The sequence below is a fragment of the Streptomyces odontotermitis genome (genome assembly GCF_050510915.1).
Lineage (GTDB): Bacteria > Actinomycetota > Actinomycetes > Streptomycetales > Streptomycetaceae > Streptomyces.
On the sequence record NZ_JBNJLS010000021.1, the window covers coordinates 20652 to 44935 of the forward strand.

Annotated in this window: 23 protein-coding genes; 6 read left to right on the forward strand and 17 right to left on the reverse strand. The window is 71.8% G+C overall.

Annotated elements, in window-relative coordinates:
* Positions 1 to 159 precede the first annotated feature (159 nt).
* Positions 160 to 702, forward strand: a complete 543-nt coding sequence (locus tag ACQB60_RS37085; protein ID WP_384842332.1) for a PPA1309 family protein — start codon at positions 160 to 162, stop codon at positions 700 to 702.
* Between the two features lie 67 nt (positions 703 to 769).
* Here ACQB60_RS37085 and ACQB60_RS37090 read toward each other — a convergent pair whose 3' ends face one another.
* The 4 genes from ACQB60_RS37090 to ACQB60_RS37105 all read right to left on the reverse strand — a co-directional run bounded on the left by ACQB60_RS37090 (position 770) and on the right by ACQB60_RS37105 (position 4053).
* The gene (locus ACQB60_RS37090; RefSeq protein WP_496930501.1) at positions 770 to 1858 is read right to left on the reverse strand and encodes a YlbL family protein; all 1089 of its coding nucleotides are present in this window, start codon (positions 1856 to 1858) and stop codon (positions 770 to 772) included.
* A gap of 78 nt (positions 1859 to 1936) precedes the next feature.
* Positions 1937 to 2146, reverse strand: coding sequence for a hypothetical protein (locus ACQB60_RS37095; protein WP_496930502.1), 210 nt, complete (start codon positions 2144 to 2146; stop codon positions 1937 to 1939).
* A 130-nt stretch (positions 2147 to 2276) separates the two neighbouring features.
* Positions 2277 to 2741, reverse strand: a complete 465-nt coding sequence (locus ACQB60_RS37100; RefSeq protein WP_496930503.1) for a molybdenum cofactor biosynthesis protein MoaE — start codon at positions 2739 to 2741, stop codon at positions 2277 to 2279.
* Positions 2742 to 2940: 199 nt separating this feature from the next.
* A complete protein-coding gene (locus ACQB60_RS37105; protein WP_496930504.1) occupies positions 2941 to 4053 on the reverse strand; it encodes an SDR family oxidoreductase in 1113 nt (370 codons plus the stop codon).
* Positions 4054 to 4244: 191 nt separating this feature from the next.
* On the opposite strand from ACQB60_RS37105, the gene ACQB60_RS37110 reads away from it, so the two are divergent.
* Positions 4245 to 5672 carry a zinc-dependent metalloprotease gene (locus ACQB60_RS37110; RefSeq protein ID WP_496930505.1) on the forward strand — a complete coding sequence of 476 codons (1428 nt, stop codon included), beginning with the start codon at positions 4245 to 4247 and terminating at the stop codon, positions 5670 to 5672.
* Entirely contained in the window at positions 5669 to 6184 is a 516-nt protein-coding gene (locus tag ACQB60_RS37115) for an NUDIX hydrolase (RefSeq protein WP_496930506.1), read from the forward strand. The genes ACQB60_RS37110 and ACQB60_RS37115 overlap by 4 nt, the downstream gene beginning before the upstream one ends.
* 75 nt (positions 6185 to 6259) lie before the next feature.
* Here ACQB60_RS37115 and ACQB60_RS37120 read toward each other — a convergent pair whose 3' ends face one another.
* From ACQB60_RS37120 to ACQB60_RS37135, 4 genes are all read right to left on the reverse strand, one after another.
* The gene (locus ACQB60_RS37120; protein WP_496930507.1) at positions 6260 to 7015 is read right to left on the reverse strand and encodes an AIM24 family protein; all 756 of its coding nucleotides are present in this window, start codon (positions 7013 to 7015) and stop codon (positions 6260 to 6262) included.
* Between the two features lie 16 nt (positions 7016 to 7031).
* Positions 7032 to 7712 carry an AIM24 family protein gene (locus ACQB60_RS37125; RefSeq protein WP_384842308.1) on the reverse strand — a complete coding sequence of 227 codons (681 nt, stop codon included), beginning with the start codon at positions 7710 to 7712 and terminating at the stop codon, positions 7032 to 7034.
* An 11-nt stretch (positions 7713 to 7723) separates the two neighbouring features.
* Positions 7724 to 9445, reverse strand: coding sequence for a TerD family protein (locus tag ACQB60_RS37130; RefSeq protein ID WP_496930508.1), 1722 nt, complete (start codon positions 9443 to 9445; stop codon positions 7724 to 7726).
* Between the two features lie 118 nt (positions 9446 to 9563).
* Positions 9564 to 10160, reverse strand: a complete 597-nt coding sequence (locus ACQB60_RS37135) for a M48 metallopeptidase family protein (protein WP_496930509.1) — start codon at positions 10158 to 10160, stop codon at positions 9564 to 9566.
* Positions 10161 to 10372: 212 nt separating this feature from the next.
* Here ACQB60_RS37135 and ACQB60_RS37140 point away from each other — a divergent pair, with 212 nt between their 5' ends.
* Positions 10373 to 11503, forward strand: coding sequence for a TOMM precursor leader peptide-binding protein (locus tag ACQB60_RS37140; RefSeq protein WP_496930510.1), 1131 nt, complete (start codon positions 10373 to 10375; stop codon positions 11501 to 11503).
* A 41-nt stretch (positions 11504 to 11544) separates the two neighbouring features.
* The gene (locus ACQB60_RS37145; RefSeq protein ID WP_496930511.1) at positions 11545 to 12936 is read left to right on the forward strand and encodes an ABC1 kinase family protein; all 1392 of its coding nucleotides are present in this window, start codon (positions 11545 to 11547) and stop codon (positions 12934 to 12936) included.
* 18 nt (positions 12937 to 12954) lie between these two features.
* On the opposite strand, the gene ACQB60_RS37150 is transcribed toward ACQB60_RS37145, so the two are convergent.
* From ACQB60_RS37150 to ACQB60_RS37170, 5 genes are all read right to left on the reverse strand, one after another.
* Entirely contained in the window at positions 12955 to 13146 is a 192-nt protein-coding gene (locus tag ACQB60_RS37150; protein WP_384842292.1) for a hypothetical protein, read from the reverse strand.
* Between the two features lie 146 nt (positions 13147 to 13292).
* On the reverse strand, positions 13293 to 13619 hold the full coding sequence (locus ACQB60_RS37155) for a putative WhiB-interacting protein (RefSeq protein ID WP_496930512.1): 327 nt from the start codon (positions 13617 to 13619) through the stop codon (positions 13293 to 13295).
* Positions 13616 to 13984 carry a WhiB family transcriptional regulator gene (locus tag ACQB60_RS37160; protein WP_384846820.1) on the reverse strand — a complete coding sequence of 123 codons (369 nt, stop codon included), beginning with the start codon at positions 13982 to 13984 and terminating at the stop codon, positions 13616 to 13618. Before ACQB60_RS37160 ends, ACQB60_RS37155 begins: the two co-directional genes overlap by 4 nt.
* A gap of 170 nt (positions 13985 to 14154) precedes the next feature.
* Positions 14155 to 14490: a hypothetical protein gene (locus tag ACQB60_RS37165; protein ID WP_384846818.1), complete on the reverse strand. Its 336-nt coding sequence runs from the start codon at positions 14488 to 14490 to the stop codon at positions 14155 to 14157.
* 165 nt (positions 14491 to 14655) lie between these two features.
* Positions 14656 to 16914 (reverse strand): ATP-dependent DNA helicase UvrD2, encoded by a 2259-nt coding sequence (locus ACQB60_RS37170; RefSeq protein ID WP_496930608.1) that lies wholly within the window; start codon positions 16912 to 16914, stop codon positions 14656 to 14658.
* 91 nt (positions 16915 to 17005) lie between these two features.
* Here ACQB60_RS37170 and ACQB60_RS37175 point away from each other — a divergent pair, with 91 nt between their 5' ends.
* Positions 17006 to 17260, forward strand: coding sequence for a mycoredoxin (locus tag ACQB60_RS37175; RefSeq protein ID WP_384846816.1), 255 nt, complete (start codon positions 17006 to 17008; stop codon positions 17258 to 17260).
* Positions 17261 to 17355: 95 nt separating this feature from the next.
* On the opposite strand, the gene nudC is transcribed toward ACQB60_RS37175, so the two are convergent.
* From nudC to ACQB60_RS37195, 4 genes are all read right to left on the reverse strand, one after another.
* Positions 17356 to 18303, reverse strand: coding sequence for an NAD(+) diphosphatase (gene nudC / locus ACQB60_RS37180; RefSeq protein ID WP_496930513.1), 948 nt, complete (start codon positions 18301 to 18303; stop codon positions 17356 to 17358).
* A gap of 108 nt (positions 18304 to 18411) precedes the next feature.
* A complete protein-coding gene (locus tag ACQB60_RS37185; protein WP_496930514.1) occupies positions 18412 to 19824 on the reverse strand; it encodes a dipeptidase in 1413 nt (470 codons plus the stop codon).
* Positions 19825 to 19834: 10 nt separating this feature from the next.
* A complete protein-coding gene (locus ACQB60_RS37190; RefSeq protein WP_496930515.1) occupies positions 19835 to 23398 on the reverse strand; it encodes an ATP-dependent helicase in 3564 nt (1187 codons plus the stop codon).
* Positions 23399 to 23475: 77 nt separating this feature from the next.
* The gene (locus ACQB60_RS37195; protein ID WP_496930516.1) at positions 23476 to 24171 is read right to left on the reverse strand and encodes a hypothetical protein; all 696 of its coding nucleotides are present in this window, start codon (positions 24169 to 24171) and stop codon (positions 23476 to 23478) included.
* Positions 24172 to 24284: the final 113 nt, after the last annotated feature.

A 24284-nucleotide genomic window follows, 5' to 3' on the forward strand; every position in this document is an offset into this window, starting at 1 on the left:
AAGCCAAGGTGCGCACCTCGAAGTTCGCTGTTGATCCGTGAGGATCCGTGATGGTCCGTTATCGGTCAGGCCCCCGTGATCGCGGACCCTCACCTATGCAACTTACTCACGCTTTACTCGGTTCCCGTTTCCGGGGACTAACGAGGCAGGATTGTGACCATGTCCAACACTCCCATGGCAGCGAGCCCCCTCACCCGGGCCGTACTCGAACTCGACGAGTACGCCTCCGGCCTCGGCTGGGACCGGCCCGCACGCCTCTTCGCCCTCGTCGACACGGCGCGGCTGCGCACCCAAGAACCCGGCCTCGCCTCCCAGCTCGGCCTCGACGACGGCGTGGAGCACGCCGGCTACACCCCCATCGAGCAGGACGAGATTCCCGCGGACAAGGCGCTGGACGAGTTCCTCGGCACCATCGCCTGGCCGGACGCGGTGGCGGGCTGCGCCCTCACCGTGGAGCGCCTGATGCTGCCGCCGTCCGCCGAGACGTCCGTCCCCGACGGCCTGAGCGAGGCTCAGCTCGCGAAGTGGGTGGCGAAGCACCCCGACCGCCAGGAGGTCCGCATGACCGTCGCGGTGCTCCGTGACGGCGCCCGTGAGTCGGCGCTGCGGCTGCGCGAGAAGGACTCGCCCACGGAGGTCCTCACGGGCTCCGACCTGGTGCCGGGTCTCGCGGACGCGCTCGCCGCCACGTTCGCGGAGTAGCTCCGGACGTGCGTACGCGGGTGGGGTCGCCCCCGCCCGCGTACGGCTCCGCGTCATGGCCCTGGCCTCAGCCCTTGGTGCACTGCGGCAGGCCGGCGGTGTCTCCCTTGCGGATGTCCTTCAGCGCCTTGACCGCGTCGTCGATGGTGTGGACCTTGACCAGCGTGAGCCCGTCGGGGACGTCCTTCGCGGCGGCCGCGCAGTTCTCCTTGGGCGTCAGGAAGTACTGCGCCCCCTTCTCGCGGGCGCCGACCGTCTTCATCTCGATGCCGCCGATCGGGCCGACCTTGCCGCTGTCGTCGATCGTGCCGGTGCCCGCCACGAACTTGCCGCCCGTGAGGTCCTCGGGCGTCAGCTTGTCGACGATGCCGAGGGCGAACATCAGCCCGGCGCTGGGCCCGCCGACGTCGGCGAGCTTGATGTCGATCGTGAACGGGAAGGTGTGGTCCGTCCCGGCCTGGATACCCACGATGGCGCGGTCGCCCTTGTCCGCCTTCTTCGTGGTGATCGTGACGTCCTCGGTCTTCGTCGGCGCCTTGTTCGCCTTCTCGGCGGCGGCCGCCTCCTTGACGGGCACGATGGTGAAGGTGACCTTCTCGCCGGGCTTGTGCTCGGTGACCAGCTTCGCGACGTCCGTCATCTCCTTGACGGGCTTTCCGTCCACCGCCTTGATCACGTCGCCCGCGTGCAGCTTGCCCTCGGCCGGGTCGCCCTTGACCACCGTGGAGACGATGACCTGCGACTTCACCGGGATGTCCAGCTCCTTCAGGGCGGCGACCTTGGCGCTCTCCTGGGACTGGCTGAACTCCTCGGCGTTCTCCTGGCTGGACTGCTGCTCCGTCTTCCCGTCCGGGTAGAGGGTGTCGTGCGGCACCACGATGTTGTCGTGGGCGATCCAGCCGTAGACCGCCTCCGCGAGGTTCATGTTGTAGTCGGCGCTGGTGACCCGGACCGTCGTCATGTTGAGGTGACCGGTCGTCGGGTACGTCTTGCGGCCGGAGATCTGCAGCACCGGCTCGCCGTCGTGGTCCCCGAGGGTGTTCACGGTGGGGCCCGGGGACATCTCCGAGTACGGGACCTTGATGAGCACTCCCGCGCAGAGCAGCGCGATCAGCATGAGGGTGGAGGCGAGCATCGTCGCAGTGCGGCGTGGCATGGAACGACAGTACGGGACGGGTCTGTCAACGCACCTGTGGGGCCGGTCCGTACGGGGCCCGGCCGCCTTCGTCGGGGCTCACGCCGCGTCGGTACCGGAGCCTGAGTGGGCGGGGGTCCTGGCGGTGTGGTCCGGCGCCTGGGACTTCTCCATCGCCTCGCGGAAGGCCGCGTAGCCGTTGAGCTCCGTGACGTCACCGGTCTTGCGGTTGCGCGCCGCCCAGCTCCCCCACAGGCCCGCGCCGACCGCAGCCAGAAGCGGAATCAGCAGCCAGGCAAGTGCCGCCACATCGACCTCCCGACCCCACGAGCAACCAGAACTGACCGATCAGCAGATTAACCATCCGCCTTCTCAACGCTCACGGCAGGGGTCGGGTTACGCAACCGGAACGGCCTTCTGGCGGTATGGACTTCGGCCCTCAGCAGGCGCCGACCCACTCCTCCTTGCCGTCGGTGAAGCGCTGGTGCTTCCAGATCGGCACTTCGTGCTTGAGGTCGTCGATCAGCTTGCGGCAGGCCGCGAACGCTTCCGCACGATGCGGGCACGAGACCGCGACGACCACCGCGAGGTCGCCGACGGCCAGGTCACCCACGCGGTGGACGGCGGCCAGCGCCCGTACGGGAAATTCGGCGACGACCTTCTCGGCCACACGGCGCATCTCGGCCTCGGCGGTGGGGTGGCTGGAGTAGCCCAGCTCGGCCACGTCCGCACCCCCGTCGTGGTTGCGCACGGTGCCGACGAAGAGCGCCGTGCCGCCCGCCGCGTCGTCGCCGGCGGCCTGGAAGACCTCGTCCAGGGAGAGCGGGGTGTCACGGATGGCAAGCAGCCGGATGGGGTCCTGGGCTGCCTGCTCGCCGGGGTGGTCGATCGTGGTGCGTGCCATGCCGCCATGGTGCCGCACGGCACGGACATCACGGAATAGCCGTTTCACCCGGCACGCGCGCGTGCCGCATTGGAGCTCCCTACAGGTCCCCCCGCCCAGCCCCTTTCCCGCCCCCGCCCAACCCCTTTCCGGAGCGCTGGCCGACTCCTTCCGGAGCGTCGGCCGGCTTCCGCCTCTCGGCTTCCCCGCAGAACCGTCCTCAGATCCGGCGCCGCGCCTTGCGCGCTCTGCGCACCACCGCCGCCGCGCCCAGCAGCGCGACCGTCGCGCCCGCGGCGCCCGCCGCCGTCGCGTCCTTGCGGCCGAGGCGGCGCCCGGCCACCGTCCGGCGCCCCGCCACCTCTTCCAGGAGCTCGGCGAGGACCTCCTCGTTGGTCCACTGCGGCCGCCACCCGGCGTCGTGCAGCCTGCTCCCGCTGACGACCCAGGGGTACATCGTGTACGCCAGGTCACCGGCCGGTGACGGGGTGAGACCGATGCGGTGCAGCCGGGCCGCGGCGCCGAGCGCGACGGTGGACGGCAGCTCCATGCGGCGGATGCCGCTGAGCTCCTCGACCTCTTCTTGTTCGAGCCAGCCGTCGCAGCCCACGGCGAGCTCGCCCTCGACCTTCTCCAGGACGGCGTACTCCAGGGCGCTGCACAGGTCTTCGACGTGGCAGAACTGCCAGGCGGGGTGCGAGCCGGCCACGACAAGGAGGCGCGGTGACTCGAAGTAGCGGGTCAGCGCCGTGTCCGTGCCGCCGACCAGGATGGCGGGGCGGACCACGGTCACGTTCAGGCCGGGGTGCGCGCGGGGTGCGCGGCGGGCGAGCCGCTCGACCTCCAGGAGGTCGCCGACGCCCGTGGCCTCGGCGGTCGCCCGCAGTTCGGCGTCTTCGGAGAGAGGGAGTTCGTTGTCCTCGAGTGCTCCGTAGACCATCGCCGACGTGCACAGGACGACGCGGTGGACCCCCGCGGCGGCGGCAGCGGTCAGCACGGTCTGGGTGCCCCGTACGTTGTACGCGGTGCGGGCCGCGGCGTCGGTCTCCAGATCGAGGTCGAGCGCGAGGTGCACCACGACGTCCACACCGCGCAGCTTCTCCGCGATCGCCGGGTCCCGGACGTCCAGGATGTGCCACTGCGCCTGGGCGCACTCGCCCCGGCGCTCGTCGATGGCCACGACCTGTTTGATCTCTTCGGCGGCCGCGAGCCGCTCCACCAGCAGCGCGCCCACACCGGACGCGGCACCGGTGACGGCCACGACGGGGCCGCGCACACCGGCTGGGGTTGAGAGGTTTCGCGCTGCGCGAACCTGTGGATCTGGGGAACTCACCGGGCGTCTCCAGCGGTTGTCTTCAGTACGTACGTGAATGACGCGTACGTACCAGGTGGCATCCATCCTGCCGCAGGCCCCGAGACGGCGAAGCACCGAGGCCCGAACCCGCCACGGTGTCTACGCTGGAGGGTGTTGTCGGGCAGCCGCCGCCGGAAGTCATCCGGCGGCCCTACGAGCCGAGGAATCCCGTGAGTGACACCCCATTCGGATTCGGCCTTCCGCCGGAGGAGCCGGAGAACGGCGACGAGGGCAAGAAGAAGGACACCCCCGGAGGGGAACAGGGCGCAGGTGGCCCCGCGAACCCCTTCGGCTTCGGCCTGCCCGGTGCGGGCGGTCCGGGCGGCGGGGACAATCCTTTCGCCGCGATGTTCGGTTCGATGAACCCGAACGACCTCGGGGCCGCCTTCCAGCAGCTCGGCCAGATGCTCTCGTACGAGGGCGGCCCGGTGAACTGGGACATGGCCAAGGACATCGCCCGCCAGACGGTCGCCCAGGGCACCCCTGACGGCACCAAGGACGCGAGCGTCGGCCCCGCCGAGCGCTCCGCCGTCGAGGAGGCCGTGCGCCTCGCCGACCTCTGGCTGGACGACGCGACGTCGCTGCCCTCGGGCTCCGGCTCGGCCGTGGCCTGGTCCCGCGCGGAGTGGGTGGAGGCGACCCTTCCGGTGTGGAAGGAGCTCGTCGACCCGGTGGCCGAGCGCGTGGGCCTGGCGATGGGCGACGTGCTGCCCGAGGAGATGCAGGCCATGGCGGGCCCGCTGATCGGGATGATGAAGTCCATGGGCGGCGCCATGTTCGGCCAGCAGATCGGGCAGGCCGTGGGCGTGCTCGCGGGCGAGGTCGTCGGCTCCACCGACATCGGCCTGCCGCTCGGCCCGTCCGGCAAGGCCGCCCTGCTGCCGGTGAACGTGGAGGCGTTCGGCAAGGACCTGGGCGTCCCCCAGGAGGAGGTCCGCCTCTACCTGGCGCTGCGCGAGGCCGCCCACCAGCGGCTCTTCGCCCACGTGCCGTGGCTGCGCTCGCACCTCTTCGGCGCTGTCGAGGGTTACGCGCGCGGGATCAAGGTCGACACCGCCAAGCTGGAGGACGTGGTCGGCCAGTTCGACCCGCAGAACCCCGAGGAGCTCCAGCAGGCGCTCCAGCAGGGCATGTTCCAGCCGGAGGACACTCCCGCGCAGAAGGCCGCGCTGGCCCGCCTGGAGACGGCTCTCGCGCTCGTCGAGGGCTGGGTGGACGCGGTGGTCCACGCCGCCGCCAAGCCGCGCCTCTCGTCGGCCGACGCGCTGCGCGAGACGCTGCGCCGCCGCCGGGCGACGGGCGGCCCCGCCGAGCAGACCTTCGCGACCCTGATCGGCCTGGAGCTGCGCCCGCGCCGCCTGCGGGACGCCTCGCGCCTGTGGGCCTCGCTCACGGACGCGCGCGGCGTCGACGGCCGCGACGGCCTGTGGGAGCACCCCGACATGCTCCCCACCGCCACGGACCTGGACGACCCGGACGGCTTCGTCCACCGCGAGCAGCTGGACTTCTCCGAGCTGGACAAGATGCTGGGCGAGGCGGCAGAGAAGCCCGATCTGAAGAAGAAGGACGAGGACGACAAGGGCGACGGCACCGAGTGAGCCTCCACGACGACGCCGTCCTCGTCCTGAAGACATACGACGACCAGGAAGAGCTGCGCCAGACCTACCTGGACCATCTCGCCGCTCATCCCGACGGCATGTGGAAGTCCTGCACGGACGGGCACATCACGGCGAGCGCCCTGGTCCTCGACCCGGAGCGCGGCAAGGTCCTGCTGACGTTGCACAAGAAGCTGCGCATGTGGCTCCAGATGGGCGGTCACTGCGAGACCCACGACGCCGGGCTCGCGGACGCGGCGCTGCGCGAGGGCACCGAGGAGTCCGGCATCCAAGGGCTCACGCTCCTGCCGGGCGGCCCGGTGCGCCTGGACCGCCACCACACGCCGTGCGCCTGGCACCTGGACGTGCAGTACGCCGCGCTGGCCCCGGCGGGCGCCGAGGAGCGGATCAGCGACGAGTCCTTGGACCTGCGCTGGTTCGGCTACGACGAGGTGGCCGGGGTGGCCGACGAGTCGGTCGTACGCCTGGTGGAGGCCACGCGCGCGAGGCTCTGACCGTCCTCTCCATGAGCATGCGTAAGGGGCGACCGCTTCGGTGGTCGCCCCTTACGCATGTCCGTAACTGCCGTACTAGCTCCAGACGTTGCCCTGGTTCTGCCCCCGGGCGCCCTGCTGTCCCATGCCGTACTGGGCGCGCATGCCCTGGCCGATCACGGCGTTCTGCGGCGGCAGCATCTCGCTGGGCTGCACCAGCGCGTAGCCCTGGCCCATGAAGCTGAGCTCCCAGCCCTCACCGGTGTTGCCGCGGCGGCGCCACACGCCCGTGGAGTGCGTCTGCGCCTGCATCTGCACCCGCAGGCCGTTGGACCAGGCCACGATCGCGTCGGCGTCCGCGTTCACGTACCGCTCCGGCGTGACCTGCAGCATCAGCGGCTGGCCCGAGGTCATCAGGGCGACCTTGCCGCGCCCGGTGATGTTGAGCTGGTACTTGCCGGAGCCGGAGATGCCGTACTGGCTGTCCACAGCGATGACTTGATGGGTCAGCGACGAGTCCATCGCGAGGACATAGCTGCTGTCCACGGTCAGGCCGTCCTGCTCCACGTCGACGACATGGATGTACTGCGCGAGGTTGGCGAGGTAGACGGCGCCCTGGCCGTGGCAGCGCATCAGGTCCAGGCCCTCGCCGGTGTGGGCGCGGGCCCGCTGCTGGCCCTGGCTCTGGTACTCGGCGTCGAACTCGATCAGCCCCTGGTAGGCGACCATCGCCCCCTTGCGGGCCAGCACGTCGTCGTGCCCCTCCAGGGCGACCCGCAGCATCTGCGGGTTCTGGACGGAGTAGCGCTCCTGCGTCTGCTGCTCGGCATGCGCGAAAAGTGTGCTCTGCATGACTTGTTGCTCCCCCTCAGCCCCGGGCTCGGAGACGGTCGGTGCTGTCCTCGCTGGGCTGTACGACGACGATGCCCTCTCCGGAGAAGCCCATCTGGTACGCCTCCCCGCTGCCGCGCCCGATGAGCGAGCCCGCCTTGAAGCTGCGCTTGCCCTTCACCTTCAGGTTCGGCGACCAGGCGACCAGCGCGTCCGGGTCGACGTACGTCTCGTCCTCGCCGCGGCCGCAGTCGACGACGATCGGGGTGCCGCGGGACGTCAGCGCGACCCAGCCCTGGCCGGAGATCTTGATGTTCCACAGGCCCTGTCCGGCGAACTTGGCCAGGCCCTTGACCCGCTCGACGCCCCACTGCAGGGACGCGTCGAGGGCGAGGAGGTTGGTGCCGTTCACCGACAGGGAGTCGCCCGCCAGGTTGATGACGACGACGTCGGCTCCGTAGTCGGCGAGATAGAGCAGGCCGTCTCCGGTGCACTTCATCAACGGGGCGCCCTCGCCGGTGATCCAGTCGCGTGCGATCTGGCGGACGGCGGGCGGGTTGGGCTCGTACTGCACGAACCCTTCGTAGGCGACCATCGACCCCACGCGCGCGAGGAGGTCGTTCCCGGTCTGCATGGCCACCTTGACCATGTGGTTGCCGTGGTTCTCCATGCGGGCGGAGACGGGTGCCGGGGCAAAGCCCGCGAGCTGCTGATTCATGACGGGCTCCCTCAGACCTCGTACGGCTGGACGATGATGAAATTGCCCGGTGCGCCCCGGAATTGGAGGTTCACGCTCTCCCCCGTGGAGCCCGCGTAGGCGTTGGCGCGCAGGCGCACCTGGCTGGAGACGATCGCCTGCGCGGCCGCCGACCAGGCGACCACGGCGTGGCAGTCGGCGAAGGTCGTGGGCGTGACGGGCAGGACGATGGGCACGCCGTGCGTCTTCACGACGACGGTGCCGCTCCCCTGGAACTGCATGACGAAGAGCGCCCCTCCGGGGATGCCGTGCCCCTCGATGCGGCGGACCTCGTACTGCAGCGTCTCGTCGAAGGCGAGAACGCTCTCCGCGGAGACGCAGATCGCGTCTCCCTGGAGCTCGATGGGGTGCAGGTGGGTGCCCTCTTCGGCGAAGAAGACCTGGCCGCGGCCGGAGCAGCGCATGAGCTGCATCTCCTGGCCGGTGGCGTTGCCCACGATGCGGCCGGCGAACCCGGCGCCCTTGTAGCTGAATTCGACCTTGCCCTGGTAGAGCACCATGCTGCCCTGCCGCGCGAGCACGGGCTGCTCGCTGACGCCGAGGTCGACGCGGACCATCTTCTTGTTCTGCGGCGTCCAGCGCTGTCCCGTCGGGGCCTCTCGGTAGGCGGCGAGCGCGGCGGCCACACCCGGGGCGCCGCCGCCCTGCGGCATCCCCTGCGGGACTCCGGGCGGCGCGCCCTGCGGCTGTCCGTACGGGGCTCCGGGCGGGGCGGCCTGGCCGGGGAACTGTCCCTGGGGCTGGACGTAGCCAGGAGGCGGCGGTGCGGCGGGCTGGCCGTAGCCCGGGGGCGGCGGCGGGGTCTGGCCCGGGACCTGGCCGAACTGCGGCTGCTGCGGGGGCTGTTGCTGGCCGGGCTGGCCGTATCCGGGAGGCGGCGGGGGCGGCGTCGCCCCGCCCGGCGGGTTCATGGGCGCCACGATGGTCTGAGCGGCGTGCACCGACGGGTCGTTCGGAGCCGGGGCGGGCGGCGGGGTCGCACCCTGGGGCGGCGCGAAGGACTGCGCGGGAGCGGGGGCCGGGGCGGCCGGGGCCGGGGCGGGGGCTGCGGGAGCCGGGGCGGGGGTGCCGCCACCGGGGGCGCCGAACGCGGGCGGCGCGGTGGCCTGGGCGGGCGGCGCGAAGGACGGCGCCCCGGCCTGCGGCTGCTGCGCGGCGGGCTCTTCCTCGGCGACCTCGCCGCCGAAGTTCTTCAGGAGCGCGTCGAGTCCGCCGTCGAAGCCCTGGCCGACCGCGGCGAACCGCCAGACGTCCTTCAGGTAGAAGTCGCCCAGCATCACCGCGCGCTCGGTGGAGAACTCGGCGCCGTTGAAGGAGTACCGGGCCACCTCCTCGCCACCGGCGACGATCCGGATGTAGCCGGGAGCGATCTGCGACATCTGGCCGGCGCCGTCGATGGTCGCGGTGAACGACAGCTTCTGGATCTGCTGCGGAATCCGGTCGAGGGTGACGCGGAACGACTCGGTGTCACCGGCCTGCTCGCCGAGGAGCTGGATGGACTCCTCGGGCGACTTCGGCTGATTGAAGAAGACGAAATAGCGGTCGTCCGAGAGCCGTTCGCTCGCGTCAAGGCCGAAGCAGCTGATGTCGAAGGTCAGCCCCGGCGCCGAGATCTGCACGCCTACGTACAGATCCGTCCCTGCGGTGAGGTCACTGATCCTGGCCTTGTGGCCGCGTTGGAATTCCCTGGCCATACGTAACGACCGTCCCCCATCCCGATGGTGAATGCGTCGCGCCAGGCTAACCGCAAACACCGACACCGGACGACGCCGGTACAGACCCGGTACAGAACCACCGCAAGACGGTGGTCGGTCATTCTTCGCGGGCCGCGGGCAGATGCGGCAGCCGGTCGGCGGCGACCACTCCCTCCAGATATCCGCGGGCCCGCTCGGTGCGCGGATACGCGTCGAGGAGCCGCCAGAACCGGGGGCCGTGACCGGGGACGAGAAGGTGGGCCAGCTCGTGGACGAGGACATAGTCCACGACGTACTCCGGCATGCCCTGCAGCCGGTGCGAGAGGCGGATGCTGCCCTCGGACGGCGTGCACGAGCCCCACCGGGTGTTCTGGTTGGTGACCCAGCGCACGGACTTCGGCCGCGCGCGGCCCTCGAAGTACTGGGTGGACAGCAGCTCGGCACGCTCCGCGAGCTCGGCGTCGCCGAGGACCCGCTTGCTCTCCTGCGCCGCGAGCTTGTCGAGCATGACGTTGACCCAGCGCTGCTCCTCCGCCTCGGACATCCGGGCGGGGATGAGGACCACGGTGCGATCGCCCTCGCGGTACGCGGATACCGTTCTCCGTCGGCGTGCGCTTCTGCGTACCTCGACCGCGCTCACTCCCGAGCCGCCTGACGGCGGGCTGGTCGTGCTGCGCTGTGGATTTCCGGCGCGGTGCAGTGGGTCGGCGGGCACGCCCCGACGTTACCCGCTGGACAAGGGGGAAGTCCCGCCTCCGGGACGGTTCGCTGCCGATCCACTCCCCGTGCGCTGGATTAGTACGACGAATATCCCCAGCCTGTGGACAACGTTCGGCGGCTCCCGGACGGAACGGGCATTCTGGCAATCGACCGGCGAGGCGATCGGGGCCTGCGCCGGAGTGCGACGGGGGACGACGGGGGACGGCCATGTATCCGATCTTGAAACCGGTGCTGCGGCGCGGCTGGCGGGACCTGAGCACCGTGCAGTTCGGGGTGGCGCCGGCGCATGCGCTGGTGCTCGGCCCGGTGGACACGGCGACGGGCAGCTTCCTCTCCCTCCTGGACGGCACCCGCGGCTTGCCGCTGCTGCGCGAGGAGGGCCGCCGGATGGGCCTGCCGGACGGCCACGTGGATCAGCTGGTGCGGCGGCTGACCCGCGCCGGGCTCCTCGACGACTCGCGGGGCGGGGGCCCGGATGCCGAGGCCCTGCGGCAGCGGCAACCGGTGCTCGACCGACTGCGCCCCGACCTGGCCTCGCTGTCGGTGGTCACGTCCGAGCCCGGCGACGGCATGCGGAAGTTGGCGGCGCGCCGGGCCATGCGGGTGCGGGTGCAGGGCGCCGGTCGGGTGGGCTCGGTGGTGGCGGCGGTGCTGTCGGGGGCGGGCGTGGGGCTGGTGGATGTGCGGGACGGAGGCTGTGTCGAGCCGTGGGACGTGGCGCCGGGCGGGCTGCCCGTCGAGTCCGTCGGAGAGCGCAGGGACACCTCCGCGCAACGGCTCGTGCGGCGCTGCGCCCCGGGGCGCCCGCCGCGGCCCACGGGCGACCCCGGTGAGCAGGAGCTCTCCCTGGTGATCATCGCGCCACGCGACGGGCTGGACGCCCACGCCCCCGATCCGGCCGCCGCCGAGCCCCTCGTCGCCTCGGGGATCCCGCATCTGTACGCGGGCGTGGTCGAGGCCACGGGCCTGGTGGGGCCCCTGGTCCTGCCCGGAGCCACGGCCTGCGCGGGCTGTCTGCACCGGGACCGGGTGCGCCGGGATCCCAGCTGGGCGCGGATGTCGGCCCAGTGGCGCTCGGGGCACGCCCGCCATGTGCCCGCCTGTGACCTGGCCCTCGCCACCACCGTCGGCGGCCTCGCCGCGGCGCATGCGCTGGCCTTTCTCGACGGAGCGGCGGCGGCGAGCGCGGGGGTGCGCTGGGAGGCGTCGGTGCCCGGTTTCGACTGGCATGCCCGGCCGGTGCCCCCGCATCCGGAGTGCCCGTGCGGTGCGGCTGAGCAAGGTAAGGGTGAACACACCTCCGGAGCCGAGGAGCCGCACGACACAATGGTCCGGTAACCGCCTGACGAGGCACGGCTGTCTGGGTTTTGGAGGGGCGCATGTCTGATCTTCCCCGGAAGGCGGTCACCCGTACCGCCAAGTTGGCAGCGCTGCCGCTCGGCTTCGCCGGGCGGGCGACCTGGGGGCTTGGCAAACGGATCGGTGGCAAGTCGGCGGAGATCGTCGGGCGTGAGCTCCAACAGCGCACGGCGGACCAGCTGTTCAAGGTGCTGGGCGAGCTCAAGGGCGGGGCCATGAAGTTCGGCCAGGCGCTCTCGGTCTTCGAGTCCGCGCTGCCCGAGGAGGTGGCCGGCCCCTACCGCGCCGCGCTGACCAAGCTGCAGGAGGCGGCGCCGCCGATGCCGACCCGCACGGTGCACTCCGTGCTCGAGGAGCGGATGGGCGCGACCTGGCGCGAGCACTTCCAGGAGTTCGAGGACAAGCCCGCGGCGGCCGCTTCCATAGGGCAGGTCCACCGCGCGGTGTGGGAGGACGGCCGCGAGGTCGCCGTCAAGGTGCAGTACCCCGGCGCGGGCGAGGCGCTGCTCTCGGACCTGAACCAACTCAGCCGGTTCGCCCGCCTCCTGGGCCCGCTGGTCCCGGGCATGGACATCAAGCCGCTCATCTCGGAGCTGCGCGACCGTGTCTCCGAGGAGCTCGACTACGACCTGGAGGCACAGGCCCAGCGCACCCACGCGGAGGAGTTCGCGGACGACCCCGATGTGGTGGTGCCCCACGTCGTCTTCCAGTGCGACCAGGTCCTGGTGACCGAGTGGATGGACGGCGTCCCGCTGGCGGAGGTGATCGCGGACGGCACGCAGGATCAGCGGGACAGCGCGGGCCAGCTCCTCACCCGCTTCCTCTTCTCCGGCCCGGCCCGCACCGGTCTGCTGCACGCCGACCCGCACCCGGGCAACTTCCGTCTGCTGCCCGGCGAGAAGGGCGGCTGGCGGCTCGGGGTGCTGGACTTCGGCACGGTGGACCGGCTGCCCGGCGGCCTGCCGGAGACGATCGGCGACTCCCTGCGGATGACCCTCGAGGGCGAGGCCAATGCGGTCTACGACCTGCTGTGCGAGGAGGGCTTCGTCAAGGAGTCGGTCGACCTGGAGCCGGACGCGGTCCTCGACTACCTGCTGCCGATCATCGAGCCCGCGCAGGTGGACGAGTTCACCTTCACCCGGGGCTGGATGCGCAGCCAGGCGGCGCGGGTGGCCGATCCCCGGTCCCCCGCCTACCAGTTGGGCAAGCGGCTCAACCTGCCGCCGTCGTATCTGCTCATCCACCGTGTGACGTTGAGCACGATCGGGGTGCTCTGTCAGCTCGGCGCGACGGTGCGGATGCGGGACGAGCTGGAGGAGTGGATGCCGGGCTTCGCCCCGGGCCCGGACGACGAGGGCGCGGACGAGGGCGAGTTCGGCGCGGTGGTGGAGGAGCCGGCTGCCGAAGCCTGAGCGGCGTCGCCCGCTCCGTCACCACCAGGCCGAGTCGAGCCGTCCCTCGATGGCTCTGATGTTGGCGCGGGCACAGGTGTCGCAGAAGTAGCGACGGGTTCCGTTCTCGACGGAGCAGGTCCAGGTCGGCGGCGTGCCGTCGGCGACCGTGCCACAGCGGGAGCAGACAAGGTCCTCGGCGCCCGCGGGTTGAGCGTGCTGCTGGTCCACTCGGCGACCATATCGCCGCTGCCGGAGGTTCGCCCGGCACAACGCACCGCGGGGGCCGGTCCGTTCGGACCGGCCCCCGCGTGGGAACTGCTGCGCTGTCTGTGCGCCGGGGCGCACGGCCCGGCCGCCGTGGGCGGCCCGGGCGCTTACTGCATGACCGCGATGGCGAGCGCACGCCGGGCACGCAGGGACGCGCGCTCGGCGCGACGCTGCATCCGGCGGGCGGCCGCCAGGCGCAGGGCCGGGCGGTCCGCCTCGGCCTCGCGCAGTCGCTCATGCATATGGGCACGAGCCATGGCTTCTGGGATGAGTTGCATCTCACGGGTCCTGTTCTGACGCGAGTCGGTCGCGCCGGTGGTGGTGAAGTCTGAGGTAGCGGAACCCGCGGGTTCGCTGGTGGCTGCTGCCTTCATCGGGGCCTGCTTCTGGGGGTCGTGCGTCAGGGGGCGATCGATCGTTCCGGCGGTGCTCATGCCACGACCGGGTTCTTACGCGGGCGACCACGCGGCCGCTTGCGGGCAACGACCACACCCTGGACGAAGAGCTCGCCGCCCCAGACGCCCCACGGCTCACGCCGCTCCTTGGCGCCGGCGAGGCATGCCTCCATCAGCGGGCAGGTACGGCAGAGGGACTTGGCGTACTCGACGTCCGCCGGCGACTCCGCGAAGAAGACCTCCGGGTCGTAGGCACGGCAGGGGACGGGTACGCCGAGGTTCTCGATGGCGTCGTCGAGCGCGGTGAGCGCGGTGAGGGGAGTCAAGGTCGGGTCCTCCGTAGGCACGGGCGGGGGGTTCGTCTCTGAAGGCGGTACGGACGGGGCGTGCGCTTCGAGTTGCACGGTGTGTTCTTCCTCGTCTGGTCGTTCCGGCCTGGGTCGGCCGGTTGGCGGCTGGTACCGGGTCTTGCTGTGGCCCCTTCGCTCCGTCGTCCCCGTTTTGGGGAAAACAGAAGGGCCGCGGATCCCTGGTGGGGTTCCGCGGCCCTGAAGGCGCCGGCCTGATGCCGAGATCAGGCTGGATCACTCCAGGGTTCGAGCCCACGGAAGGCCCACATCGTGTGGTGCTGCGTCGTCTGCTGCTTGCGGGATCCGGCACCGGCTGCCGCAAAGGCATAGGCAGGGGCCTGCGCCTTCGCTACTGCTTCCAGTGCCTTGGTCGGTCGCTCATTGCCCTCGCGGACGGGAAGGCCCGAGAGAGGCAGGGCGGACATCGGACGCGGGGCGGCAATGGCAATGCCGCTGGACAGACCGGTGCCCAGGTTCGAGAAGCCGAGCAGGCAGGAAGCGACGACCGAGCGATCGGTCATTTTGACGGTGCTGGTGAAGCTCTCGTTGATGCTGATCACTGGAATTCGCCTCCTCTCGGCGTCTCGGGAACCGGCCGGGGCCGGTTCTGCGGTCTGAACAAGTACAGCACGGGGCGGTGGCTTCAGAGAAGCCGCCGTTCCCGTGCTTAAGAACCTATGGGTCTTCCTCGCGCATGCGCAAACTATTTTTTCGACGAGTTTGAATCAGTTGCTCTCATCGTCTCCTCCAAGCTCCTGACCTGCGCAGATGGCGAGGACATCGGCGCCGAAGCGATTCAGCTTGCGGACACCGACGCCGGGGATGCGGGCAAGGTCACCCTCCTCGTCCGGTGCGGCCTCGGCGATGGCGATCAAGGTCTTGTCCGTGAAGACGCAGTACGGCGGCTGTCCCAGGAGCTTCGCCTGGCCCGATCGCCACTCCCGCAGACGCTCGTAGAGTCCTTCGTCCATGTCCGAAGGACAGTCTTCGCAGCGCATCAGCTTCATCTCGCCCGCCTCGGTGAGCGTGCGGCCGCAGACCCGGCACCTGGCCGGACTCCTGCTGCCCCGCCGCCGGGGCCGGGCACCTGCGGGCGCCTCGCCCCCGCTGCCCCGCTCGATGCCGCCCGCGCCCCCCGCGGCGCGGTACCCGGCGCCGCCCGAGCCCGGCCGCAGCCCGTCGAGGAACCGGCTGGGCCGGCGGTTCGGCCGCCCGCCCGGCGAGCGGGAGAGCGCCCACGACAGGGAGAGGTGGAGCCGGGCCCTGGTGATGCCGACGTACAGGAGGCGGCGCTCCTCCTCGATCTGCTCGTCCGTCTTGGCGTACGTGATCGGCATCATGCCTTCGGCGAGGCCGACCAGGAAAACGGCGTCCCACTCCAGGCCCTTCGCGGCGTGCAGCGAGGCCAGGGTGACGCCCTGGACGGTGGGGGCGTGCTGGGCGCTCGCCCGCTCGTCGAGCTCGGCGACCAGGTCGGTCAGGGTCGCCTCCGGCCGGGCGGCGGCGAAGTCCTCGGCGAGGCGCACCAGGGCGGCGAGGGACTCCCAGCGGTCGCGCACCGCACCGGATCCGGCGGGCGGGTTGGTCGTCCAGCCCTTCGTCGACAGGACCGCGCGGACCTGTGAGGGCAGGTCGACGGCGTCGTCCAGGAGGGAGTCGTTGCCGCCGAAGCGGGCGGCTCCGCGCAGGGCGGCGCCCGCCTCCCGCACCTCCTGGCGCTCGAAGAACCGCTCGGCGCCCCGGAGCTGGTAGGGCACTCCGGCGTCGGCGAGGGCCTGCTCGTAGATCTCGGACTGGGAGTTCGTACGGAACAGGACGGCGATCTCACTGGCGGGCACGCCGTCCGCCAGGAGGGCGCGGATGCGGCGGGCGGCGCCTTCGGCTTCGGCCGGTTCGTCCGCGTACTCCGTGTAGACCGGCTCGGTGCCGGGGTCGCGCTGGGAGATCAGCTCCAGGCGGTGCTCGGCGGCGCGGCCGCGGGCCTGGGAGAGCAAGCCGTTGGCGAGGTGGACCACCTGGGGTGTGGAGCGGTAGTCCCGGACCAGCTTGACGACCGTCGCGCCCGGGTGGCGGGTGCGGAAGTTCAGGAGGTGGTCGGGGGTCGCGCCGGTGAACGAGTAGATCGTCTGGCTCGCGTCGCCGACGACGCAGAGGCTGTCGCGGTCGCCGAGCCACAGCTCCAGGAGGCGCTGCTGGAGCGGGCTGACGTCCTGGTACTCGTCCACCACGAAGTGCTGGTACTGGGAGCGGACCTGCTCGGCGATGTCATGGCGGTCCTGGAGGACGCCGACGGCGAGGAGCAGCACGTCCTCGAAGTCGATGACGGAGCGGTCGCGCTTCAGCTCCTCGTAGGCGCCGTAGAGCTGGGCGATCTCGGCCACGTCGCGCGGGGCGTCGCGGCCGGCCTTCGCGGCCGCCGCCGCATAGTCCGCGGGGACGGTCTGGGTGACCTTGGACCACTCGATCTCGCCGGTGACGTCCCGCAGCTCGTTCCGGTCCAGGCGGATGCGGCAGGCGGCCGCCGCGTCCGCGACGAGCTGGATCTTGCGCTCGACGAGGCGGGGCAGCGGTCCACCGACTGCTTTCGGCCAGAAGTACTGGAGCTGGCGGAGGGCGGCGGAGTGGAAGGTGCGGGCCTGGACTCCGGTGGCGCCGAGCTGGCGGAGGCGGCCGCGCATCTCGCCCGCCGCGCGGTTGGTGAACGTGACGGCGAGGATGCTCGCGGGCTGGAGGATCCCGGCCCGCACCCCGTAGGCGATGCGGTGTGTGATCGCGCGCGTCTTGCCCGTCCCCGCGCCCGCGAGCACGCACACCGGTCCGTGCAGGGCGGTCGCCACCTCGCGCTGCTCGGGGTCGAGCCCGTCGAGCACCGCGTCGGCAGAGTCCGGAACCTGCGGGAAGAGGGAGGAGTGCGTTGCTGCTGTCACCCCGCCATGCTGCCAGGTCCCCGGGGGCGGGCGAGGCGCTTGTCCACAGGGAGACAGTTGCAGTCGTACTAATGCGGGAATGGTGGCCGGGTCACGTACGTTCTTCAGCAGTGCGATGACGCACCCGAGCAACAAAGGAGCGCGAGAAATGCCGGGCACTGTGACGATGTACAGCACCACCTGGTGCGGCTACTGCCGCCGCCTGAAGGGCCAGATGGACCGCGAGGGCATCGCGTACGACGAGATCAACATCGAGCAGGACCCGGAGTCCGCGGCCTTCGTCGAGAAGGCGAACGGCGGGAACCAGACGGTGCCGACCGTCCTCGTGGTCTCTCCGCAGGGCACCGAGTCGGTCATGACCAACCCCTCGCTCGCCCAGGTGAAGCAGGCCCTCGGCGCCTGATCGCCGCCGGCGCTCTGCCTCGCGCACCGAAAGACCCCGACCAGCCGTGACGGCGGGTCGGGGTCTTCTTTGTGTCCGGGCCTCGGCGGAGCGGCTCAGCCGACCGTGCCGGGCTTCGGCAGGGGCTCGCCGAACCAGAGCTCGATGAGGCGGGCGGCGATCGAGATGCCGTACGGGGGCAGGACCTCGCCGGAGGCGAACGCGGCGCGCAGGTCCTCGCGTGAGAACCAGCGGGCCTCGTGGATCTCCTCGCCGTCCACGTTGATCTCCGAGGACGTGGCGTTCGCCATGAAGCCCAGCATCAGGCTGGAGGGGAACGGCCAGGGCTGGCTGGCGACGTACTGGACGTCGCCGACGACGACGCCCGCCTCCTCCCAGACCTCGCGGCGCACCGACGTCTCGATGGACTCGCCCGGCTCGACGAAGCCCGCGAGGGTCGAGAAGCGGCCCTCGGGCCAGTGCACCTGGCGGCCGAGGAGGGCACGGTCCTGGTCGTCCGTGACCAGCATGATCACGGCGGGGTCGGTGCGCGGGTAGTGCTCGGCGCCGCACGCCTGGCAGCGGCGGATGTGGCCCGCCGCCGCGATGACGGTGCGCTCGCCGCAGCGCGAGCAGAAGCGGTGCAGGCGCTGCCAGTTCTCCAGGGCGACGGCGTGCACCATCAGGCCCGCGTCCCGGGGCGACAGGAGCAGCCCCGCCTCGCGCAGGCCCGCGGGGCGCGCCGACTGGTCCATGCGGCCCGGCAGGGTGTCCTTCTGGAGCGCGAAGTAGCTGACGCCGTCGTCGTCCGTGCCCAGGAAGTAGCGGTGGGCCTCGGTGAGGGGCGCCTCGAAGGAGGGCGTCATCACCAGTTCGGTGGCGCCGTCCGGCGTCTCGTCGATGAGCACCTGGCCGCCGGAGACCACGAAGACCCGCGTCGTGGGGTGGCTCCAGGCGGCGGCGAGCCATGCCTCGTCGAGGCGGTGGTGCGCCGCCCGGTCGATACCGCTCGGCTCCGTGAGCGAGACGGGACGGTCGGCTGTGCGGTCGGTCCAGGTGGTCACAGGTGCTTCCAACTCCCCCGGTGGAATGGGTGGTTCAGCAGGACAAGCAGGACAAGCAGGACGGCCGGTGCGGACGGGCCGGGCAGGTGCGGCGGGGCGGGCGCGGCTTCAGTGCGCATCGCGCCAGTGCTCCGCGAGATCGCCCCACAAGTAGGCGGTGGTCTCGACTCCCTTGAGGAGCAGATCGAGCTCCACCTTCTCGTTCGGTGCGTGCCAGCCGTCGGACGGTACGGAGATGCCGAGGAAGAGCACGGGTGCGCCGAGCACGTCCTGGAGGTCGGCGGCGGGGCCCGAGCCGCCCTCGCGCGTGAAGCGGATCTCCTGCTCGAAGGCGCGCCCCATGGCCCGTACGACGGACTGGAGCGCGGGGTGGTCGAGCGGGGTCAGGCAGGGGCGGGTGGCGGCGCTGAAGGTGATCGTGTGCCGGATCCCGGTGGGCAGCTGGTCGGCCACCCAGGCGGATACGGCCTTCTCGACCCGGTCCGGGTCCTGGCCCGCGACGAGCCGGAAGGACAGCTTCAGGAGCGCGGACGAGGGGACGATCGTCTTGCCGCCCGCTCCCTGGTAGCCGCCGCCGATGCCGTTCACCTCGGCGGTGGGGCGGGCCCAGATGCGCTCGAGGGTGGTGTGGCCGGCCTCTCCGTGGGCGGCGTGCGACTTCGCGGTGCGCAGCCACTGCGCCTCGTCGAAGGGCAGCTCGGCGAAGAGTTCGCGCTCGCGCTCGGTGAGTTCGGTGATGCCTTCGTAGAAGCCCGGGATCGCCACGCGCGCGTGCTCGTCGTGGAGGGCGGCCACGAGGCGGCCCGCGGCGGTGGCCGGGTTGGGCACGGCGCCGCCGAAGGAGCCGGAGTGGATGTCCTGGTCGGGCCCGTACAGCTGGATCTCGCACTCGGCGAGGCCGCGCATGCCGGTGCACACGGTCGGGGTGTCCTCGGACCACATGCCGGTGTCCGAGACGATCACCGCGTCGGCGGTGAGGCGCTCGCGGCGCTCCTCGATCAGCGCGCGGAAGTGCGGGGAGCCGGACTCCTCCTCGCCCTCGATCAGCAGCTTGAGGTGGACGGCGGGCGCGCTGCGGCCGGTCGCGGCGAGGTGGGCGCGCACACCAAGCGTGTGGAAGAAGACCTGGCCCTTGTCGTCGGCGGCCCCGCGCGCGTAGAGGCGGTTTCCGCGGACGACGGGCTCGAAGGGCTCGGTGTCCCAGCCGTCCTCGCGGGCGGCGGGCTGGACGTCGTGGTGGCCGTAGACGAGGACCGTGGGGGCCTCCGGGTCGGCCGCGGGCCACTCGGCGAAGACAGCGGGCGCGCCCGGCGTCTGCCAGACCTCGACGGTCGGGAAGCCGGTCTCCTTGAGGGATCCGGCGAGCCACTCGGCACTGCGTCTGACGTCCCCCGCGTGCTCGGGCTGGGCCGACACGGAGGGGATGCGCAGCCACTCGGCGAGGTCGTCGAGGAAGGCGGCGCGGTGGTTCTCGATGTACCGACGGACATCGCTGACGGCGTTGTCAACGGACTGGCTCATGCTCACGAGCCTATCCGGCCCCCGGAGCGGACCCGTCCGGAGCCTCCCCGGGCGCCCCGTCCGCGGGCTCCTCCAGGAGGAGGCGCTCCAGCTCGGCCCGGCCGGGCAGCGACCTGGGGCGGACGGTCTCGCCGCTGCGCACGTACAGGAAGGTCGCCGTCACCGCCTCCGGCGGCAGGCCGTGGCGCTCCGCCCAGGCGAGGCGGTAGACGGCGAGCTGGAGCGGGTCGGCGCTGTGGGTGCGGCTGGTCTTCCAGTCGACGATCTCGTACGTGGCGTCGGCGCCGTCGCCCTCCTTGTAGACGGCGTCGATGCGGCCCCGGATGACACGGCCCGCGATCTCCAGCTGGAAGGGCGCCTCGACGCGGTGGGGCTTGCGGTGGGCGTACGCGCTGCGCTCGAAGGCTTCCTTGAGGGCTTCCAGGTCGCGCTCGTCGGCGATCTCCGCCTCGTCCGGGGCGCCGCCGGGCAGGTCGTCCGGGTCCAGCATCGGCAGCCGCAGCTCCTCGAAGCGGGCCTCGATCCAGGCGTGGAAGCGGGTGCCCCGGCGGGCCGCGGGCTGCGGCGGGCGGGGCATCGGGCGGGCGAGTTCGCGGGCGAAGCCGTCCGGGTCGGCGGCCAGGCGCAGCAGCTGGGTGGCCGTGAGCGAGGCGGGCACGGGCACGTCGCGCACGCCGTCGCGGGCGCGCAGGAGCTCGCCGGCGAGGGCTTCCAGGTCGCGGTCCCAGGAGGTGAGGGTGCGGGTCTCCTCCGGAGTGAGGGGCGTGGTGGGGTGCGGCACGCGCGCGTGGGGGGCCGCCTGGGGCTCCGGGGTCTCCGCGCGCGGGGGCATGCCCTGGTGCGGCGGCTGGGCGCGCGGGGCCGGGCGGGTCGTGGGGAGCGCGTCCCAGTCCTCGGCCGCGTCCGCTTCCGGTCCGCCGGGCGGGAACGCGTCGTCCTCGTAAGGGACTTCGCCGTAAGGGGGCTCGTCCTCCGGCGGCGGCCACTCCGGGTCGTACGCCGCTTCGGAGTCGTGTGCGACGGCGGGCGACACGGAAGGGTGCGGCTCGTCGTGCGAGTGGGCCGCCATGCGGTCGAGGTGGGCCATGACGGTGTCGGCGGCGGCGCGGCGGCGGGCCAGGGAGGTCGCGTCGAGCGGCAGCGGCCAGGCGTGCTCCGCCGCGTGCTCGTGCAGGGCGGGGTTCTCCTCGTCCTCGCCCGGCTCGTCGGCCCATGCCTCGATCTCCCCGTGGCCGGCCGCGCAGTGGTCGTGCAGCGCCGTCAGGAAGTCCGAGGGGCCGCGCGGCTTCTTCTGGGTGGGGCCCCACCAGTGGCCCGAGCCCAGGAGCAGGGAGCGGGGGCGGGTGAACGTGACGTAGCCCAGGCGGAGTTCCTCCGTGTGCTGGTGGTCCTTCATCGCCTCGTGGAAGGTCTTCATGCCCTTGGAGTCCCACGCCTCGATGTCGGGCAGCGTGGCCGCGTCGCCGCGCAGGGCGTGCGGGACGACCTTGCCCTGGGCGGTCCACTTCTCGCGGCCCTGGGTGCTGGGGAAGGTGCCCGTGACGAGCCCGGGGACGGCGACGACGTCCCACTCCAGGCCCTTGGACTTGTGGGCGGTCAGCACCTTGACGGTGTTCTCGCCGCCCGGCAGGGCGTTGTCCAGGCCCTTCTCGTACTGGGCGGCGGTGCGCAGGAAGGCCAGGAAGCCCAGGAGGTTCGCCGAGGTGTCGTCGGCGGCGAAGGACGCGGCGACGTCCAGGAAGTTGGCGAGCGTCTCCCTGCGGCGGGCGGCCAGCGCGTGCGGGGACGCGGACAGCTCCACCTCCAGGCCGGTGACGGCGAGGACGCGGTGCAGCACGTCCATCAGGGGGTCCGCCAACGACCTGCGCAGATCGCGGAGTTCGGCGGCGAGGCGGGCGAACCGCACGCGCGCCTCCGGTGAGAACGGCAGCCCGTCGTCGTCCGGCCCGCCCGTGCGCCCCTCCAAGGAGGGCTCCAGGAAGGTGTCGAGGGCGTCCGCGAGCGATATCACCTCGGCCGGGTCCACGCCCTCCACGGCCTCGGCGAGACGGCGGTCCGGGTCGTCGGGTGCGGCGTGCCCGTGCCGTACGAGGAGGCGGGCGCGGCGCCCCAGGAGGGCGAGGTCGCGGGCGCCGATGCGCCAGCGCGGGCCGGTGAGGAGGCGCACCAGCGAGGCGTTGGCCCCCGGGTCCTGGAGCACCTCGCAGACGGCGACCAGGTCGGCGACCTCGGGGAGGTGCAACAGGCCGGAGAGGCCCACGACTTCGACGGGGATGTCGCGGGCGACCAGGGCGCCCTGGATCTCGGCGAAGTCGGTCGCCGTGCGGCACAGGACAGCGATCTCTCCGGGGGCGGTGCCCGTGGCCACGAGGTGGGCGATCGAGTCGGCGATCCACCGCATCTCTTCGGAGTGGGTGCGCAGCAGGGCGCAGCGCACGACTCCGTCGCGCTCCGCCCCGGGGGCGGGGCGCAGGGCCTCCACGCCCGCGTGCATCGCGCGCAGCGGCTGCGCCAGGCCGTTGGCGAGGTCGAGGAGGCGGCCGCCGCTACGGCGGTTCTCGCTGAGCGCGTGGCGGGCGGCGGGGCGTCCGTCGGCGTACGCGAAGTGCTCGGGGAAGTCGTCCAGGTTGGCCACGGAGGCGCCGCGCCAGCCGTAGATCGCCTGGCAGGGGTCGCCGACGGCGGTCACCGGATGGCCCGTGCCGCCCCCGAACAGGCCCGCGAGGAGGATGCGTTGGGCCACCGACGTGTCCTGGTACTCGTCCAGGAGCACGACGCGGAACTCGTCCCGGAGGATCTCGCCGACCTCGGGGCGGGTGCGGGCCAGTGTCGCGGACAGGGCGATCTGGTCGCCGAAGTCGAGGAGGTCGCGGGCGCGCTTCGCGCTTCTGTAGTGCCCGACGAGTTCGGCGAGCTCGCGCCGGGCGGCGGCCGCCTCGGGTGCCTTGCGCAGATCGGCGTTGCTGAGCTTGACGTCCTCCAGGGTGCGCAGCAGCTCCGCGTCGTGGGCGCGCAGGCGCTCGGGGGTCACCAGGTGCTCGGCGAGCTCGCTGTCGAGCGCCAGGAGGTCGCTGACGAGGTCCGGGAAGGAGCGGGTGAGCGCGGGATACGGGCCGGGGGCCTCGCGCAGCACGCGCGCGGCGAGCTGGAAGCGGGTGGCGTCGGCGAGGAGGCGGGCGGTGGGCTCGAGGCCGATGCGCAGGCCGTGGTCGGTCAGGAGGCGGCCCGCGAAGGCGTGGTACGTGGAGATGACGGGCTCGCCCGGAGGGTCGTCCGGGTCGAGTGTGTCGGGGTCGGTGACGCCCGCCTTGATGAGCGCCTGCCGGACCCGCTCGGCGAGCTCGCCCGCCGCCTTGTTCGTGAACGTCAGACCGAGGACCTGCTCGGGGGCGACCTGGCCGGTACCGACGAGCCAGACCACGCGGGCGGCCATCACCGTCGTCTTGCCCGAGCCGGCTCCGGCCACGATCACCTGCGGGGCGGGCGGCGCCGTGATGCAGGCCGTCTGCTCCGGGGTGAACGGGATGCCGAGGAGCTCCTTGAGCTGCTCGGGATCGGTGATGCGAGGTGACACGAGAGAGAGGCTAGCGGCGGCCACTGACAGCCGGGACGAGTCCGGGTCGTCCGTGCCCGCCGCTGAGCCAGGGTGACTCAGGAGCCCATGATCTTCTGAAGGTCCGCCACCTCGCCGGGCGCCGGGGCCTTGACGACGATGGGCTTGCCGTAGTCGCTGAACTTCGCCGTGCCCCCCTCCTCACCCTTGGTGACGACCTGCAGGAAGTACGGCTTTCCTTCCATGGCGATGTAGTACTCGCGGGTCTTCTTGCCGTCCTTCTTGGTCAGCACGGCGGCCTTCTTGCCGTCGACCTCGCTGTCCTCCGCGCGCTTGGCGCCCTTGAGCTTCTTGGTCTCGAACAACTTGTCCGGGTTGCACATCTCGTTCTGGGTGCTCGGCGTCTTCACCCAGCGGCCCTTGGCGCGGTCGGCCAGCTTGGAGTCACCGGGGCCCTGCTGCCAGTACGTCTTGTCGGCCTTGATGTACATGGTCTTGTCGGCGATGAGCAGCTCGGCGGTCCCGCCCTTGCCGAACTCCGTCTTGCCCGTGCAGTTGCCGCCCTTGGCGATCGCGAGCTGGGCCTTCATCGGGTCGCCGTCCTGCTTGCCGTCGCCCGTCATCCTGAAGGAGCCTGCCCCCTTGGAAGCGTCGACGGCCTTCTTCGCGATCTTGTCGGCGCTCATGCCCTCGAACGGGTCCTTGTCGCCGCTGTCGCTGCTGCAGCCCGTCACGCCGACGACGGCGGCGGCGCAGACGACTGCCACTGCCAGGAGCTTCCGGTTGGCTGCCATATCTGTGTGTCTCCTCGGAAAGGTGCGGGGCCGGACCGCGCCAGATGAAACCGGCCACTCAGCTTTACCGAGACTTTAGATCGCCTGTGCGGGTGCTATGGGGCCCCGGAGTT